This is a genomic window from Holdemania massiliensis AP2, from assembly GCF_000327285.1.
In the GTDB taxonomy this organism is placed as follows: Bacteria; Bacillota_I; Bacilli_A; order Erysipelotrichales; family Erysipelotrichaceae; genus Holdemania; species Holdemania massiliensis.
In genome coordinates, this window is the sequence record NZ_HE998568.1 from 136,880 (window position 1) to 152,121 (window position 15,242).

Genomic DNA, 15,242 nt, shown 5'->3' on the forward strand with positions numbered 1-15,242 from the left:
CCGTAATCAGGTTCAGCATTGGATTGTATTGATCTAAAAGGCAAAGACTCATGCCCCAAAAGACAAGCAGGGTCGTGAGGAGCCAGCGCAGATTCTTAATCATCTTCGGCTTCCTTTTGTTTTTTGTACCACCAAAGCAAACCTGCCGCCACGCCTAAACTCAGAAGCAACCATCTGGTTCTTTTTTTCATGAAGTCTTTCCTCCTTGATTTCTGGCTTCATTATAAACGGGAATGTCCTGCTTCTCCATCGTTTGAGCTTACAGACAACTTACAGTTTCGTCACTGTCGATTTTATTATAAAAAGTAAAAAAAAATAGAAATTCGCTTACCGGGCGCCTTTCTATTTCCATTCCTGAGGGAATGTTTTTTCTATTGCCAGGGAGTCTGGCTTAACGGGGGAAAGAAATTAATCAAACTCTCATTTGATTGTCTATATTATATCGGCTTCATGTGTGAAGAACATGGATAAATTGTGAAATATTTGTGTAAGTCTGAAGGCGTTATTCTTCCTTAATGATAATCCCCAAGACCCTTGCCAGATCCACAGCCTGGGAAGGATTGACGATCACGCCCTTCAGTTCATCTCCACACAGCGCAATGCCCTCAATCGTACAGGAAGACAGATCCACCCCTTGAAGATGGCTGTGGAAAAACTCGCTTTCATCCAGCTTGCAGCGCTGAATTTCAAACGCGGTGAACTTGCCTTCACTGAACGAGGACTGCGTGCAGACACAGTCGGCCAGCCGGCAGCTTTTAAAGCTGGAAAAGGCAAAGTTGGAATAATCCAGCGCACAGTTGAGAAAAACGACGTCCTGCATGACACAGCGTGATAAATCCGCGCCGGTCATGCGGCAATGATCGAATACGACCCTTCGCAGCGTGCTTTCACTCATTTGACAGTTCGATAAATCACAGTGATCAAAAATCACATCGACAAAGTAATTCTTTTCGCTCATCGGCGCCATTGTGACTTTGGTCAGACAGCACTCGCTGAATTCCTTCCCCTGCGCTTTTTCTTCCGGCCACAGATCATCAACGATCGCATAGCCAATCAGCTTGTCCTGTCGGACCAGTTCCGCCCTCAGCACCACCTTTTCCAACTCAGCTGGCAGACGTGGAGCCTGCGGTTCTTTTTTTGTTTGTTTCATGATTCCATCCTTCCTGATTCTTTTAATCTTATCATAGTTTTCTTGTCTTTCAACGCATTCCTTGATTGACACTTCGTGTCTATCATGATAGACTGAGCTTAGAAAGATGTCTATTCAAATAGACAGGAGGTGTTTTATGGAACAGGAACTCAAGCTGCACGAAGCGGAGTATCGCTTTGCCTGCATTATCTGGGATAATGAACCACTGACCTCAGGCGAGCTGGCTCAGCTATGTCTGAAACAGCTAAACTGGCAGCGCACCACGACGTATACGGTATTGAAAAAACTTTGTGTCAAAGGCTTTTTCAAAAATGAAAATGCAGTGGTAACCGCGTTAATTAAAAAGGAACAGGTGCAGCAGTATGAAAGCCGCAAGGTGCTGGAAAATTTATTTGACAACTCACTGCCAGTATTTTTGACTGCCTTTATGTCCGGCCGCAAAATCAGCGAAGATGAGGCTGCGCAGTTAAAAGCGCTGATTGATCAGCATCAGGAGTCTGACGATGAACACGCTGCTTAGGCTGCTGATTCACAACAGTGTGGCGGTATGCTTTGTCTTCATTGCGGTCTTCCTGCTGCGCCGGCTGCTGCGGTCTGCCCCCAAGATTTATTCTTATCTTTTATGGGCGGCGGTGTTTCTGCGGCTGCTGATGCCGATATCCTTGACGGGCCCGGTCAGCCTTGTCCCTTACCGCGCCTTCACCTTCAGTGATCAGGCAGCCGAGGTTCTGATTTCTCCTTCCCCTGCTAATATGGGGGTCCATGAAACCACCCTGACGCAGACGCCAAGCGTTCAGGAAGCAACCGCAGACACCCAGCCTGGCCTTCCGCTGAATTCCACTCTGCTGCTTGGCGCAGTCTGGCTGATCGGCGCCGGCCTGCTCGCTGGATTCAGTCTGTTTCATTACCGCAGGTTTATCCGTCGTTACGTTGGCGGCACAGAAATCCAGTCTGGGATTGAACACTGTTCCAATTTAAGCACACCCGTTTTGATCGGTTTGCTTCATCCGCGGATCCTGCTTCCGGAAGGCTTGAGTGAAAGTGAAGAACGCAGCGTTGTGCTTCACGAACAAATGCATTGGCAGCGCCGCGATCCTTGGGTCAAGCTGTTCGCTTATGTCCTTGTCTGTCTTTACTGGTTTCATCCGTTAGTTTGGACAGCGTTTATTCTGATGAGCCAGGACATGGAAATGGCCTGCGATGAAGCGGTGATCCGCAGCCACGACAGCCCTGGCAGACAAGTTTATTCCCATGCCTTAGTCCATCTGGCCAGCAGTGCCCAATCCTTTCCCAATACGCTCAATTTTACCGGCGGTTCGCTGCGGAAGCGGATCGAAAACATCCTGAACTATAAAAAACTGCCGGTCTGGGCGGGCGGCGGCCTGATTCTGGTGCTGTCGGTAGTTCTGGTCCTCGCTTTGTTTAATCCGCAAAGCAAAAAAACGAAGCTTGAACAGGCTCAGGCTTTGGCCCAGCAGTTCTGCACGGCTTTGGTCAAGCAGGATGATGCAGCTCTGAAAACGCTGATGGGGGATCAGAGTGAAGCTGACCGGCAGGAACTCCTGCGCTTTGCCAGCTCCAAATGCGAGATATACCCTGAAGCGCCGGAAGTTTACCGTGACCAGATCCGCGTACTGGCTGAAATTGAGATTCAGGACAGCACCGTCTATGCCTCTGGGGAAGCGACGCTGAGCCTGATGATGCGGCAGTCTGAAGATCTGCATCTGGAACGGGTTCTGGTCAGCGAAGGCGCCGCCTTCAATCTTGATCAGGGTGATGCCGACGCTTTCATGTCGCTCAATGAAATTGAAAAGCATTTGTCCGCCTATGTTCCGCAGGCGGTTTTGGACGGAATCAACAGCCGAACGATTCCGAATCCAAATTTCTATCTGTTAGCCAGCTACGATGATCCGAATACACGGATTGCGGACAGCTACCGTTATAACCTGCAGATCACCCTGGATTCTGAGCGCATGACCTCGCTGCATTTCCGGGATTACGGTGCTGATGCTTCGCTATGGCCGTCAGTCAATCTAACATCAGAACAGGGAAAGCAGCTGGCTGAGGGCTTTGCCGGGGAATTCATTAAGCTCCGGGAAGAAACCGCATGGGAGTACGCCGGCATCCAGGAAACGATCGGCGGAGATTTCGACAGCTGGAAAGCTCAGGAAGATGGAATCGACTATGTGGTCTGCATCGACTTGAAAACCGGATTTGTCATCTACTACTACACGGCATAATTCTTCCCCGCTCAAAAACAAAACAGAGGAAATCCGCGCTCTGCAGCGTAAGACTTCCTCTGTTTTCTTATTTTTATTGCGTTGTTTCCGATTCTCAGCTTACAGCACAAGTTTCAGCATTGCCCGGCCAGCTTTTGGCTGGAAAGCGGTGATCGTGACCTCCGCCCCTTTCTGTGCCTGAATCAGCCAGCGCACCATTTGCGTCAAAGGCGCATGTTCGCCAGTTGTCACTTCACACGAGCGGTAATTCGCATTCGCTCCGGAATAGCCTTCCAGATCGCCGATTTCCAGAATTGCCTGACCGGCGATGAAGCTCTGGATCTGTCCCTGCAGCGAAACCTTGACCGGCTTCGCAGTTTTCAACAGCTTTGCTTCCTGGCTCAAATAGGTCGGCAGATACCCTTCGTTGCCGACGGTTACCGTGACTTCAGCTAAATCCTCGCCCAGCCATTTCACCTCGGCCTTGTCAATCGCTAACTGCGGCAGCGACCGGGCGTAGCGCAGACAGAACTTCGTTGTTTTTTCAACTTCCTGAAGCAAAAACGCATTCGGACAATTTTCTTCTGTGAACTTCAGGTTCAGTCCGCCGATTTCCACCAGCCCCAGCTGCGGATGCTGATACGGCGTCCAGGCTTCAAAGCTGTCCGGAGCGTTTTCCGCACACCAGGCGAGCACCTTCGTTAAGGTATCCAGACATTCCGCTTCACTCTTGGCATCACGGCGATCCCAGTCGATCTTGCAGCCTGCCCGCTCCAACAGATTCCACAGCTCCAGCGTATAAGCTGGGATTCCCTGATCCTGGAAGCACCAGTCGTCAAAAGCTCCGGACGAATAATTTTCCTGATCCGTCATAAAGTGATCGAAAATATTGATCGCCGGATAGCCCATTTCCTCCGTCGCCATGGCCGCGATCTCACGCAGTCGGCGCATATCGTCAGGATCGGCACTCTTTTCCGGACGAGTTCCCGGCGGATACAGGATCACGCCGCCGCTGGTATGATGCGTTGCCACTGCACCGATGTTGTGATGGGCCAGGACAAAATCCACAACCGCCTTGTTTTCCGGATTGCTTAACGGATACGCTCCAGCGCCGGCCTGCCGGGATTCATGAAACCAGCCGAACGGATAATTGCGGTTGAAGTCCAGTCCCCATAAGACCGGGGCCGGCTGAATCTCCCCCTTGACTTCTCCCTGAACCATGCCTTCGCTGACCACGGTGTAGAACTCGCCTTCACGATCATCCGGCTTGCGCTTTTCCATCAGGGCCGGATTGTGCTGACAGATCTTCCACGCGCCATGCTTGTCTTTGATCCGCATCATCCGGATAACGCCGTCCTGATCCATATCCTCAGGCACTAAGCCCGGCTGCTGAACCGGTGTCAGATACGGCCGATCTGCCGAGCGCAGATCGTAAGGGGCCGTCAGATACACCTCGCTGCCGTCCACACTGATCCGCGGAATGACGTAGAAGGTCATCGTATCGACAAGCTTCGTCAGCGCTTCATCCTCGCCATAATTCGTACACAGAACATCCAAGGTGTGCAGCGCTGCCATCGAGCCGGTCACCTCACCGGCATGCGTGTTGGCGTCGATATAGAACGCCGGCTTAGCCAGCGGATCGCCGGTCTGCCGGTTCGTCAGCGTCATCGCCCAGACATCCCGATCCTTTTCACTTTTGCAAAGTGATTCCATCGTCAGGATATCCGAATGGCGGCTGACCAGCGTTTTTAACGCTTCGGTCAATTCCTGATAAGCATAGTAGTGATCATACTGAAAGGTTGTTTTCATTGGGGCACCTCCACTTCCTTTTCATTTTCTATCCAGCTTTGGCCGATCCGCCTCTTTCTTTGGCGATTCGGGTCCTTCAACTAGGTTGTGTCAAAAATAAATTTTTACAGCACTTTGCTTAAGAATTCAATCGTCCGCGGATGATTTGGATGATCAAAGATCTGCTGCGGACTGCCCTGTTCGGCAATCCGGCCCTCATCCATAAACAGCACGCGGTCGCTGACCGAGCGGGCAAAGCCCATTTCATGCGTGACGATGACGCACGTCATGCCGCCCTCCGCCAGCTGCTGAATGACTTCCAGAACATCCTTGACCATTTCCGGATCCAGCGCCGAGGTTGGCTCGTCAAACAACATGACATCCGGCTCCATGGCCATCGCTCTGACAATCGCTAAGCGCTGCTTCTGACCGCCGGAAAGCTTGCGCGGATACTCGTGCGCCTTCTCTTCCAAACCGACCTGCTTCAGCAGCTTCATCGCCTTGTCTTCAGCTTCCTTCTGCGGCACTTTCTTTTCCAGCGTCGGGGTAATCGTAATGTTTTCCAATACCGTCAGATGCGGGAAGACATTGAAGTGCTGGAACACCATGCCGATCTTCTGCCGATGATGATCGATATTGATCTTTTTGTCCGCGATATCCACGCCTTCAAATATCACCTGGCCGCTGCTCGGTTTTTCCAAAAGATTTAAACACCGCAGAAACGTCGATTTTCCGCTGCCGGACGGGCCGATGATCGACACGACCTCCCCCTTATGAATCGTTTCATCAATTCCTTTTAAGACTTCCAACGCGCCGAAGTTCTTTTTCAGCCCTTTGACTTCAATTAATTTTTTTCCAGAATTAATCACTGACACTCAACCTCTTTTCCATATACTGAACGCCCTTTGACAAGACGAAGGTCACGACAAAGTAAATCGCGGCAATGATGATCAGCGGCTGCCAGGCATAGAACTTCGTGCTCATTAACAGCGTCCGCGTATACATCAGTTCTCCAATATAGAAGGTGGAGGCCAGCGAGGTTTCCTTGATCATCGTTACAAATTCATTGCCCAGAGCCGGCAGGATATTCTTGACCGCCTGCGGCAGAATGATTTTCATCATCATGTGGCGATTGGACATGCCCAGACTCTTGGCCGCTTCGCTCTGCCCTTTATCCACAGCCTGAATGCCGGAGCGGATAATTTCCGCGACATAGGCTGAGCTGTTAAAAACCAGCGCGATGACAACACAGGCATATTTGGACAGATTCAGCCATGGGAAGGCCATCGGCAGAAAGAAACGGAAGATATACAGCTGAACCAGAATCGGCGTGCCGCGCAGCACTTCGACATACACTGCCGTTAAGAAACGCAGCAGCGGATTCTTTGACAGCTTGATGATCGCGATCAGCGCGCCGAAGATCGTACCGAAGAACACGGTAATCGCCGCCAATTTCAGCGTTTCCAGCAAGCCGTTGAGGAAAATATCATAGTTTTCCACAAAGACGTCGAAGACGCCCGGCGCTTTGGTTTCCACAATGACATCTTCAGAACCGTCGAATTCAATGCCCAATTTCTTGGCCTGCACCTTGGCTTCGTTTTTCCATTGTTCATACAGACCTTCTTCATTGATCTTTTCAATGATTTCGTTAATGGCCGCAATCAGTTCCTTTTCGCCTTTTTTCACAGCCAGCACGTTGCCGTCATGCTGATCTTCCTTCGACGTATCAAAGCGGGCATCCGCCAACATCAATGAACCATCTTTGGAGGCATAGCCTTTCGCTACGTCGCAATCGGAAGCCAGCGCGTCAACCTTGTTGGTCGTCAGGCTCAGAATGCCGATATCCATAGAAGTGATCGTTTCCAGCGTTGCCTGCGGCAGCTGGGTCTGCACATAGTTTTCCTGCAATGAGCCAGCCTGGGCCGCGATCAGTTTGCCGTCAAAACTCTCCAGCGTTGGAAATTGTTCGGCATCCGCGCGCCGGATCAACAATCCCTGGCAGGCGGCTTCGCCGGTCTTGTTGAAACCGTCTGATAATTCAAAGGAGATCTCACGGTCTTCTTTCCAGCCGAAACCGCTGATCGCCATGTCGCTTTCACCCAGATCGACGGAACTGAGCACCATCGCGAAATCCATTGCCTGAATTTCCAGCTCCACGCCCAGCTGATCGGCGATATACTGCGCCATCATGATGTCGGATCCGACATACTGCGCCTGTCCTTTTTTGGAATCGTCAATAAACTCCTGCGGCGCAAAATCCGGCGACGTCGCAACGATCAGTTTCCCCCGCTGCAGAATTTCCTCCAGCCGGTTATCCGGATTCCCCGAAGTCGGTTTGGTTTCTTCCGCACTCAGCGAAAGACCGGTTGTGATCCATAGGCTGAAAATCATCACAGCCAGGATCAGCATGTTCTTCATCTTTCTCATATTACCCCTCTTTTCCAAACAAAAAAGCCGTTCCTCAAATCCAGGAACGACTTCCATCGCGGTACCATCCTAGTTGCCGGAATACAAAGATTCCAACCCCTCATTCGTTAACGCAGACTCACGTTTCAGACTACTGGCTTCATCTGAACTTCTCCCAGGTGCGTTTCGCTTTCGACAGTGCCGCCAAACTTCCACTCTGTTTTGGCTCGCTCTTGGTTATCTCAAGCTACTCTCCTGTTCACTGAATTTGAATATGGCTTCAGTTTAAGCGAAACGCTGACCGTTGTCAAGACGCAAATCCATGCGATTTTGGAAAAAAGAGAATTTTTACATTTATTCCTGAAATTATTTTCATTCGTCGCAGCCTTGCCTTCAACCCTAGTTCATCTCTGTCCTTTTATCTCGAAAGACACAGTGCACAAAAACCTTATTTATCATAGATATGCGTGATGTTTTTCAACAGAATGGACAAACTTCCGTCAGGATTGGTGATGAATTCGACATGACTTTGATCATGCATATAATCAATCGGCAGCACGATCGAAATACCGCTGTCCGTCACCAGCTTCTGTTTTTTCAGCTTCGCGTCGTAAGCCGAACTGGTCACGACCATGCGCTGCTGATCCAGCCCCCGATCCTGCAGCTTCGCCTTGGCCTCGAACAGCGTCGATGGGTCATCGACATAGATTTCCTCAAACACTTCTTCCAGATTGACTTCTTCCTTTTCCTGCAGCGATTCCGCAACCTTCTGCTTAAACTCAACCCGCCGGTTCATCTCCGTCAGATCATCGCTGGGATGGATCTCCTGTACAATTTTCTGCGCCGCCTTGATTTTTTCCTTCGGCGTCATTTCAAATTGCTGATTCAGAAGCAGCTCAGAAAGCGGCGTAAAGCCTTTTTCCTTCTTTTCAATCAGCTGGGTCAGTCCGGTAAACAAATCCGTGCAGAACTCAAAGCTCAGTCCGGCTGAAGCGCCCGGCAGCGTCGTCTGATATTCAACCAGTTCCAGACGGGTCTGACGCTCATCCTGCTGGAGATGGTGAATCAGTGAGCTGCGGTAATCCAAAACCCCAACATACAAGCTCAAATGACGGTCGATTTCTAACAAAGCCATCAGAACATCCGCACTTTGACCGCCATTGCTTTGACGATAGGTAAATATTTTCTGCAGCAGCTGCAGCGTGAACTGATAAAACGCCTGCCATTCTGACCATTTTAAAGCTTCATCCAAACTCACGCCGTCGATTCCCGAAGCCGTGCTGGTCTTGCAGTTATCGCTGCCCGCAAGGCGCTGCAGCCGTTTTTGAAGATAGGTATTTAAAAAATCTGTCGGTTCCAATTCAACCTGCGATACCACCGGCATCCCCAGATTCATATCCAGGCTGTGCAGAATCGCAGTTTTTAATTCGATTGTTTCCACAGGCGATTCCTCCTTTATCCTTGGCTTAGTTTACCTTTTTTTGATCAAAAAGAAAAGACATCCTGTTCAGAAATGTCTTTATTTCTATGCTTTAGGACTGCGGTGCGGCGACCACTGCGGCAATGATGTCCTCCGTGTTCAGCGTACTGAACCGGCTGCGGTTAAAGCGAATTGACTTGGACTGCATATCGAAGATCACCGACAGATCCACGTTCATATAAAAGCCTTTTACCAGACATGTCCGGATCGAATCTTTTGCCAGATCGTGCTTGACGATCGCCAGGCTTTCGACATCGGTATATACTGGAATTCCGCGATCCTCGGAATACATCTGAAGTTCCTCCAAGCGAATATAATCAACGACGAACGCGTCTAAATTCGCAATCCGGTCGGCATACTCCAGCAGCTGCAAGGTCGCATTTTCCTCCGCTTTCAGCGGTACGGCATATTCTTCCACCAGCGTATTGCCAATGATTTGTTGTTGTTTCTTATTCATGCTGCTCACCCATTCTGCTCCTTTACTTATCTTCATTATACTATGTTTTAGGTAAAGTGAATATGTCAAATTGCATAAATGACCTCATTTTTTTAATTTCGACATTCTTCGCCGCAGATACGATCATAGCGCTTACATTTCCGTTATTTTCCTAATTTTTTTATTCAAATAAAAAATCCCCGGTTTTCATGCTGAGTCCTGAACCGATTCCAAGATAGAACTTAAAAATCGAGAAGACCACAGCAGCTAAGAAAATTAGCGGCAACCGTAACAAAGCAGGACAACTTGACATGAAAAAACAGAGCTTTTGCCAGCAAATAGCAGCACGCTCTGTTTCCATGCACTATAAAGTTTTTTACAACAACACTGCCGATGAATCTTTGACGCTTAACAGCCAGCCTTGGAAAATGACAGCTGGGGGCAATACTGCTTTTCCTTGTCGCTTCATCAAACTAGCTCACCAGATGGTTACAATTCGTTGATCGCCGCCGTGACGGCCATGCTTCGAATCCGTTTTGCTGGGCCGTAAACAGCACTTGCCGCGGCAAAGAAAACCATCAAAAGGATCACAATCAGGGAAGTGAGCGGCAAATGCCAAAGCGCATAAGGAAAATGTTCGGTAATCAGGATCTCGTAAAGCCATTTGTTTAACGGCAGCCCGACTATAACGCCGGCGGCGCACCCCCAGAAAGCATAGGTAAAGGCCTCGACCGCAATCATTTTTATGAGCTGACGTTCGTCCATGCCTACCGCCCGCATCGCTCCATATTGCTTGATTCGTGCCGACACACTCATTGAAAGGCTGTTGATAATATTCAGCACCGTAACTAAAGCAATGATCGCTAAAAAGCTGTAAACACAGAAAACGAAGGCGGCATAAGTGCCGGCAGTACGCTGTTCGCGTTGATCATGAAAGCTATATTCATCTCCGACGGCAAGCTGAATCGCCCGGACATTTTCATCCGTCGCATCGCTTGTCAGCTGAATCATAACCAGCGAATACTCCGTCGTTCCGGTAAGCCGGACAAACGTTTCACTGGAAGTGATCAGCGTCATTTTCCCTTCTGTCAAGCCATTGCTGCTGAACGGATCATATTTCAACAGGCCGGCAATTTCGAGGGATTCCTCTCCAATCTGGATATGATCTCCGATTTTCCAAGGGCTGTCCTGATCCGAAGTCGCCAGGACATAACGGCTGTCTCCATATACCTTGGATAAGTCACTGCCGCTTTTCAGCACCCCGTCAGTTTTCAGACACTTTAAATCAAAATCGTCATAAGAAATCAGATCCAAAGAATCAGAATAGGAAGTCTTTCCCTGCCAAACTGCGGAAACATCGAAATCACTTCGGCGGCCATAAACTACTTTTACTCCCGGCATAGCTTGGATTTTTTCAATCAGGTCCGCGGAAATAGCTTTGGAACTATTCCCGCTTGAAATATCAAGATCCGAAGCAGCAGCCGACTGCGGCATCAGATAGTTTACAAAGCGAATCATCACTGAAAAGCTCAGAAACAGGATGATGCTGAGGGCAAACGAACCTGTCATCAGGATGAGATTTTTTTTCGAGGAAACCGCATGATGGATCCCAAGAGCGGTTTCAATTCTGACAAATCGGCCAGAGGCAGAATGGTGTATTGTTTTCTTGTCTTCCGCGTTTCCGGAAACGGCCGTAACCGGCGAAACTTTGGAAGCCCGTTTAGCCGGGGAACTCGCGGCGATTAATACCGTAATGATCCCTACGAAAATACCGCAGATTATGCCAAAAAGGCTGACGCCAAAAAGCGGAATAGTCGAAAATTCTTTTCCAACAAGAAAGCGCAGGACGGCGCAAAGTCCCCATGTGATGACTACTCCGCCCGCAAGCCCTATCGGGATCGCCGCTTTGCACCAGTTCAGAGCTTCCAGCCGCACAAAACGGATAATCTGCTGCCGGCTCATTCCAATGCATCGCATCATTCCAAAAAACTTGGTTCTTTGTGCTACGCTGCTGTTGATGCTGCTTGAGATCATTAAGACTCCCGCAAGCAGAATCAATAGGAACAAAACGACCGCGATGCCCAGCAGGGATTGTCCCATTGCGCTGCCTATCAAATCTAAGAATGACAGATTCCCATGCTTCTCCATCAGCCGGGCCTGCTCCATCCGCATGCCCATTTCAGCCATACTGAATACAGCGGTTACCATGAATACCGCAAAAATAATACAGAGCAGCGTCATCCGGTTCTGCCGCCGATGCACCTTTGCGGAAATCGGCACAAGACTGAGATAGCTTCTCATTCACGGCACCTTCCAAAATCACTCAGTACGCCGTCTGAAACCTGCAGCACCCGATCCGCCGCCTGAGCAATGCTGCGGTTATGCGTAATCATAATAATCGTCTGTTCATATTTTTTTGATGATTCTTTCAGCAAAGCAATGACCTCTCGGCTGTTCTGACTGTCCAGATTGCCAGTGGGTTCATCCGCAAGGATCAGCGAAGGCCGTGTAATAAGCGCCCGGCCGATTGCCACGCGCTGCTGCTGACCGCCGGAAAGCTGGCTGGGCAGATGATTCCTGCGTTCTTTCAGATTCAGGACCGCAAGCAGTTCCTCCAAATATTTTCGGTTAGGCTTCTGATAATCAAGCAGCAGCGGAAAAATGATATTCTGCTCCACAGTAAGCTCCGGTACAAGATTGAACGCCTGAAAGATAAAACCGATATTCCGGCGACGAAACAGAGTTAGTTTCCGATCATTCATGGAAAAAATATTTTTTCCGTCGATCATCACCTTGCCGGATGTTGGGGTATCCAGAGCACCGATCATATTTAAGAGCGTACTTTTGCCGGAACCGGATTCGCCTACAATCGCTACATACTCTCCTTTGGGCACGGAAAAACTGACGTTTTTTAATGCCTTGACAGCGTTATCCCCACTGCCATAGGTTTTACATAATTGATGGACCTCTAACAAGTTCATAGTGCAAACACCTCTTTCTTGAATGACTTGGTTATTCGGCAGACTTCCCTGCCTATGCCTGAAAGAATAGCACATGAATCTTACTGCCACCCTACGGTCAGCCTACAATTTTGTAGGAATTAAGAAATCCAGGGTAAAAATCGTTCCCTTTCCCAATTCACTGTCAACTGTGATCGTACCGTTATGCGCTTCGATGATGGCTTTTGCCAAAGACAAGCCCAGTCCGATTCCCTGCTTATCTTTGGAAAAACGACTGCGGTAAAACCGTTTGAATATATAGTGCAGATCCTCCGGATGAATTCCGCAGCCATTATCTTTTATCAGAATCTGCACAACCGTGGAGCGAGCCTTCCATTCAATATAAACCTGATCCCCTTTTTCCGTATGATCCAGAGCGTTTTTCACAAGATTGCCAAGGGCCTCGCTCAGCCATTCCCGATCACAAAGAATCGTGAGCGTATCAGACCCTGCGAGGATGAGTTCCTTTTGTTCCTGTTTGGCACGATATGCAAAATGCAGTTCAATGTCCCGCATCAACTCGGCAATGTTTTCCTCAGTTTTCTCAATTATTATGGAACCAGCATCCAGTTTCGTAATCTTCAGCAAATTCTGTACCAACGCTTCAATCCGATCCAGTTCCTGTTCCGACAAGACAGCAAATTCTTTTACGGCCGGCAAGGCATCAGCTTCTTCCTGCAGCAGTCCATTGTAAATATTCAGAGCGGCTAGCGGTGTTTTCAGCTGATGGGAAATATCTGAGATCGTATTTTTCAGAAATTCTTTTTCCCGCAGTTCATTGGCCGCATGGGCATTGAGGATTGCGGCCAGCGAATTGACAGAATGAAACAGCCGGTATAACTCACCTTCGTGATCACAGTCAATCCGGGCGCTGACTTCTCCGTCAAGATAGGCATTGATCTGGGAAACCGCTTCTTCCATAATTTTATTCTGACGGCGAAAATACCAGAAGCAGATGCCCCATACCGAACCCGCAGCCAATCCGAAAAGAAGGAACAGTTCCCAGGAAAACTGCTGATAAAACTGCCACAAAAGCAACTCGGCCAAAATCAGAAAAGCAGCCAGCACAAGCGCCAGGATCATGAAAAAATTTTTTATCTCCTGATTAACAAAAAGTTTCATAAGTTTCCTCAATCCATGACATTCCATTTATATCCCATGCGCCGGACCGTCAGAATTCGCTGCGGTTCACTTGGATTGTCTTCAATTTTAATTCTTAGGCGGCGCATGTAAACCGTCAGCGTACTGCTGTCAATATAATTGCCTTCGCAATCCCACAGTTTATCCAAAATCTGTTCCTTGCTGAGTACCACATTGGGATTCTTCATCAACAGACAAAGCAGCTTATACTCGGCAGCGGTCAAATCCAGAAGCTGTCCTTTCTTGAACGCTTGTCCCTGCAAAAGGAATACCTGAATTCCATTGGACTGCAGCTCAGTGGCCGTTGACGAGAAATCTTTTGTCCGTCTGAGCAAGGCGTTAATTCGGGACATCAGTACGCCCAGCTTGAACGGTTTTGTGATATAATCATCGCCGCCGATATCCAATCCCATAATAATGCTTATTTCCTCGTCAGAAGCGGTTAAAAAGATAATCGGAACCTTGGAAGTCTGCCGTACCTTCTGACAAAAATCAAAACCGGATCCATCCGGCAGAGCCACGTCTAAAACTAACAAATCATAGCAGTCCTTTGCCCATAATTCGTTAGCTTCCTGCAGGGTTCTTGCGATTTCCAGTTCAAAGCCCTGCTTTTTAAATGCAAAAGAGAGTCCGTTGATAAGGCTTAAATCATCTTCAAGAAGTAGTATCTTGCTCATCCCTCTGCTCCTTTCCTTATCTTGTTCACACATCAGCCTGCCGATGCCTTACTATCCCGCAGCCTTTTTCGCAGCTGTAACTGCTTTGCTAGACAGGATAAACATAGATTCATGAAAATTTCTGAATTTTTACCGCAGCTTCTTTAAACTACATACGTATATTTTCTTCGGTTCGATAAACATATTATAATTCTGCTTCGCAAAGAATACAAACCAGTCGCAGTCTTTCAACCTCTTCTCTCTGCTTCCCGCTCCAATGTTCACATGGTTTGGGACTGATTTTCAGCTATCAAAACAGTTTAACTTCATCCTCTTTAATGAAAAAAAGGCACAGCCTTTAATCCCAGACTGTACCGTCAAATGAATTTTTACTCAGCCTTTAGACTGTCAATCAGCGCCAGAACCTGAGCGACATCCTGATCCGGCTTCACCTTGTCAAAGCGCTTCAGAATCATGCCCTGCTCATCGATCACAAAGGTCGTCCGGGCTACGCCCATTACCTTTTTGCCATACATCATTTTCTCCTGCCAGACACCATAAGCTTCAATCGCAATCCGATCCGGATCCGAAAGCAGCGTAAAATTCAAGTTCTGCTTGGCAATGAATTTCTGATGCGAAGTCACAGAATCTTTGGAAATCCCGATAACCTTAAGATTGCGTGCGGTCAATTCCGCAAAATGATCACGATAGCTGCAGGCTTGCTTCGTACAGCCTGGAGTACTGTCTTTCGGATAAAAATAGACGACGACTTTTTGTCCTAAAAAATCATGCAGCGATACGGCATTACCCTCGCTGTCATACAATGTAAAATCGTAAGCTTTTTCCATCTTAAACCATCCCTTCTTTTCTTGTTTAAACTTATCATACCCGTTTTTTTGATTTCTGCCTACTCCAACGCTTTCTTTCGGTTATCTTGAAATAAATAAAAAATAAATTTTGAAGTGATC

At 48.4% G+C, this 15,242-nt stretch carries 14 protein-coding genes and 1 other annotated feature; of the genes, 3 read left to right on the forward strand and 11 right to left on the reverse strand.

Going from position 1 to position 15,242, the window contains the following annotated elements:
- Window positions 1-502: 502 nt before the first annotated feature.
- Window positions 503-1,150 carry a pentapeptide repeat-containing protein gene (locus tag BN162_RS08475; RefSeq protein WP_020224661.1) on the reverse strand — a complete coding sequence of 216 codons (648 nt, stop codon included), beginning with the start codon at window positions 1,148-1,150 and terminating at the stop codon, window positions 503-505.
- 136 nt (window positions 1,151-1,286) lie between these two features.
- Between BN162_RS08475 and BN162_RS08480 the strand changes: the two genes are divergently transcribed.
- Both BN162_RS08480 and BN162_RS08485 read left to right on the forward strand, forming a co-directional pair.
- The gene (locus BN162_RS08480) at window positions 1,287-1,670 is read left to right on the forward strand and encodes a BlaI/MecI/CopY family transcriptional regulator (RefSeq protein WP_020224662.1); all 384 of its coding nucleotides are present in this window, start codon (window positions 1,287-1,289) and stop codon (window positions 1,668-1,670) included.
- On the forward strand, window positions 1,654-3,390 hold the full coding sequence (locus BN162_RS08485; RefSeq protein ID WP_020224663.1) for a M56 family metallopeptidase: 1,737 nt from the start codon (window positions 1,654-1,656) through the stop codon (window positions 3,388-3,390). The genes BN162_RS08480 and BN162_RS08485 overlap by 17 nt, the downstream gene beginning before the upstream one ends.
- A 99-nt stretch (window positions 3,391-3,489) precedes the next feature.
- Here the strand turns inward: BN162_RS08485 and BN162_RS08490 are convergent, their stop codons facing one another.
- The 5 genes from BN162_RS08490 to BN162_RS08510 all read right to left on the reverse strand — a co-directional run bounded on the left by BN162_RS08490 (window position 3,490) and on the right by BN162_RS08510 (window position 9,500).
- On the reverse strand, window positions 3,490-5,178 hold the full coding sequence (locus BN162_RS08490; protein ID WP_020224664.1) for a M14 family metallopeptidase: 1,689 nt from the start codon (window positions 5,176-5,178) through the stop codon (window positions 3,490-3,492).
- Window positions 5,179-5,282: 104 nt separating this feature from the next.
- Window positions 5,283-6,026, reverse strand: coding sequence for an amino acid ABC transporter ATP-binding protein (locus BN162_RS08495; RefSeq protein WP_020224665.1), 744 nt, complete (start codon window positions 6,024-6,026; stop codon window positions 5,283-5,285).
- Window positions 6,019-7,584, reverse strand: a complete 1,566-nt coding sequence (locus BN162_RS08500) for an ABC transporter substrate-binding protein/permease (protein ID WP_020224666.1) — start codon at window positions 7,582-7,584, stop codon at window positions 6,019-6,021. Before BN162_RS08500 ends, BN162_RS08495 begins: the two co-directional genes overlap by 8 nt.
- Before the next feature lie 39 nt (window positions 7,585-7,623).
- Window positions 7,624-7,835 (reverse strand) — a binding site (T-box leader).
- Window positions 7,836-8,011: 176 nt separating this feature from the next.
- Window positions 8,012-9,004 carry a nucleoid-associated protein gene (locus BN162_RS08505; RefSeq protein WP_020224667.1) on the reverse strand — a complete coding sequence of 331 codons (993 nt, stop codon included), beginning with the start codon at window positions 9,002-9,004 and terminating at the stop codon, window positions 8,012-8,014.
- Window positions 9,005-9,095: 91 nt separating this feature from the next.
- Window positions 9,096-9,500, reverse strand: coding sequence for a hypothetical protein (locus BN162_RS08510; protein ID WP_147612163.1), 405 nt, complete (start codon window positions 9,498-9,500; stop codon window positions 9,096-9,098).
- 290 nt (window positions 9,501-9,790) lie between these two features.
- Between BN162_RS08510 and BN162_RS08515 the strand changes: the two genes are divergently transcribed.
- Window positions 9,791-9,982 (forward strand): hypothetical protein, encoded by a 192-nt coding sequence (locus tag BN162_RS08515; RefSeq protein WP_040451736.1) that lies wholly within the window; start codon window positions 9,791-9,793, stop codon window positions 9,980-9,982.
- Here BN162_RS08515 and BN162_RS08520 read toward each other — a convergent pair.
- The 5 genes from BN162_RS08520 to bcp form a co-directional block, all read right to left on the reverse strand.
- A complete protein-coding gene (locus BN162_RS08520) occupies window positions 9,969-11,780 on the reverse strand; it encodes an ABC transporter permease (protein WP_020224669.1) in 1,812 nt (603 codons plus the stop codon). The genes BN162_RS08515 and BN162_RS08520 overlap by 14 nt on opposite strands.
- Window positions 11,777-12,460 (reverse strand): ABC transporter ATP-binding protein, encoded by a 684-nt coding sequence (locus BN162_RS08525; protein ID WP_020224670.1) that lies wholly within the window; start codon window positions 12,458-12,460, stop codon window positions 11,777-11,779. The genes BN162_RS08520 and BN162_RS08525 overlap by 4 nt, the downstream gene beginning before the upstream one ends.
- Before the next feature lie 102 nt (window positions 12,461-12,562).
- The gene (locus BN162_RS08530; RefSeq protein ID WP_244264192.1) at window positions 12,563-13,561 is read right to left on the reverse strand and encodes a sensor histidine kinase; all 999 of its coding nucleotides are present in this window, start codon (window positions 13,559-13,561) and stop codon (window positions 12,563-12,565) included.
- A 47-nt stretch (window positions 13,562-13,608) separates the two neighbouring features.
- Window positions 13,609-14,295, reverse strand: coding sequence for a response regulator transcription factor (locus tag BN162_RS08535; RefSeq protein WP_020224672.1), 687 nt, complete (start codon window positions 14,293-14,295; stop codon window positions 13,609-13,611).
- 368 nt (window positions 14,296-14,663) lie between these two features.
- A complete protein-coding gene (gene bcp / locus BN162_RS08540; RefSeq protein ID WP_020224673.1) occupies window positions 14,664-15,122 on the reverse strand; it encodes a thioredoxin-dependent thiol peroxidase in 459 nt (152 codons plus the stop codon).
- Window positions 15,123-15,242 lie beyond the last annotated feature (120 nt).

What these genes read in the sequence shown, in the direction of transcription:
- BN162_RS08475 (WP_020224661.1), bottom strand. Translation starts at nt 1,150, where the DNA reads ATGAAACAAACAAAAAAAGAACCGCAGGCTCCACGTCTGCCAGCTGAG.
- BN162_RS08480 (WP_020224662.1), top strand. Translation starts at nt 1,287, where the DNA reads ATGGAACAGGAACTCAAGCTGCACGAAGCGGAGTATCGCTTTGCCTGC.
- BN162_RS08485 (WP_020224663.1), top strand. Translation starts at nt 1,654, where the DNA reads ATGAACACGCTGCTTAGGCTGCTGATTCACAACAGTGTGGCGGTATGC.
- BN162_RS08490 (WP_020224664.1), bottom strand. Translation starts at nt 5,178, where the DNA reads ATGAAAACAACCTTTCAGTATGATCACTACTATGCTTATCAGGAATTG.
- BN162_RS08500 (WP_020224666.1), bottom strand. Translation starts at nt 7,584, where the DNA reads ATGAGAAAGATGAAGAACATGCTGATCCTGGCTGTGATGATTTTCAGC.
- BN162_RS08510 (WP_147612163.1), bottom strand. Translation starts at nt 9,500, where the DNA reads ATGAATAAGAAACAACAACAAATCATTGGCAATACGCTGGTGGAAGAA.
- BN162_RS08515 (WP_040451736.1), top strand. Translation starts at nt 9,791, where the DNA reads ATGAAAAAACAGAGCTTTTGCCAGCAAATAGCAGCACGCTCTGTTTCC.
- BN162_RS08520 (WP_020224669.1), bottom strand. Translation starts at nt 11,780, where the DNA reads ATGAGAAGCTATCTCAGTCTTGTGCCGATTTCCGCAAAGGTGCATCGG.
- BN162_RS08525 (WP_020224670.1), bottom strand. Translation starts at nt 12,460, where the DNA reads ATGAACTTGTTAGAGGTCCATCAATTATGTAAAACCTATGGCAGTGGG.
- BN162_RS08530 (WP_244264192.1), bottom strand. Translation starts at nt 13,561, where the DNA reads ATGATCCTGGCGCTTGTGCTGGCTGCTTTTCTGATTTTGGCCGAGTTG.
- BN162_RS08535 (WP_020224672.1), bottom strand. Translation starts at nt 14,295, where the DNA reads ATGAGCAAGATACTACTTCTTGAAGATGATTTAAGCCTTATCAACGGA.
- bcp (WP_020224673.1), bottom strand. Translation starts at nt 15,122, where the DNA reads ATGGAAAAAGCTTACGATTTTACATTGTATGACAGCGAGGGTAATGCC.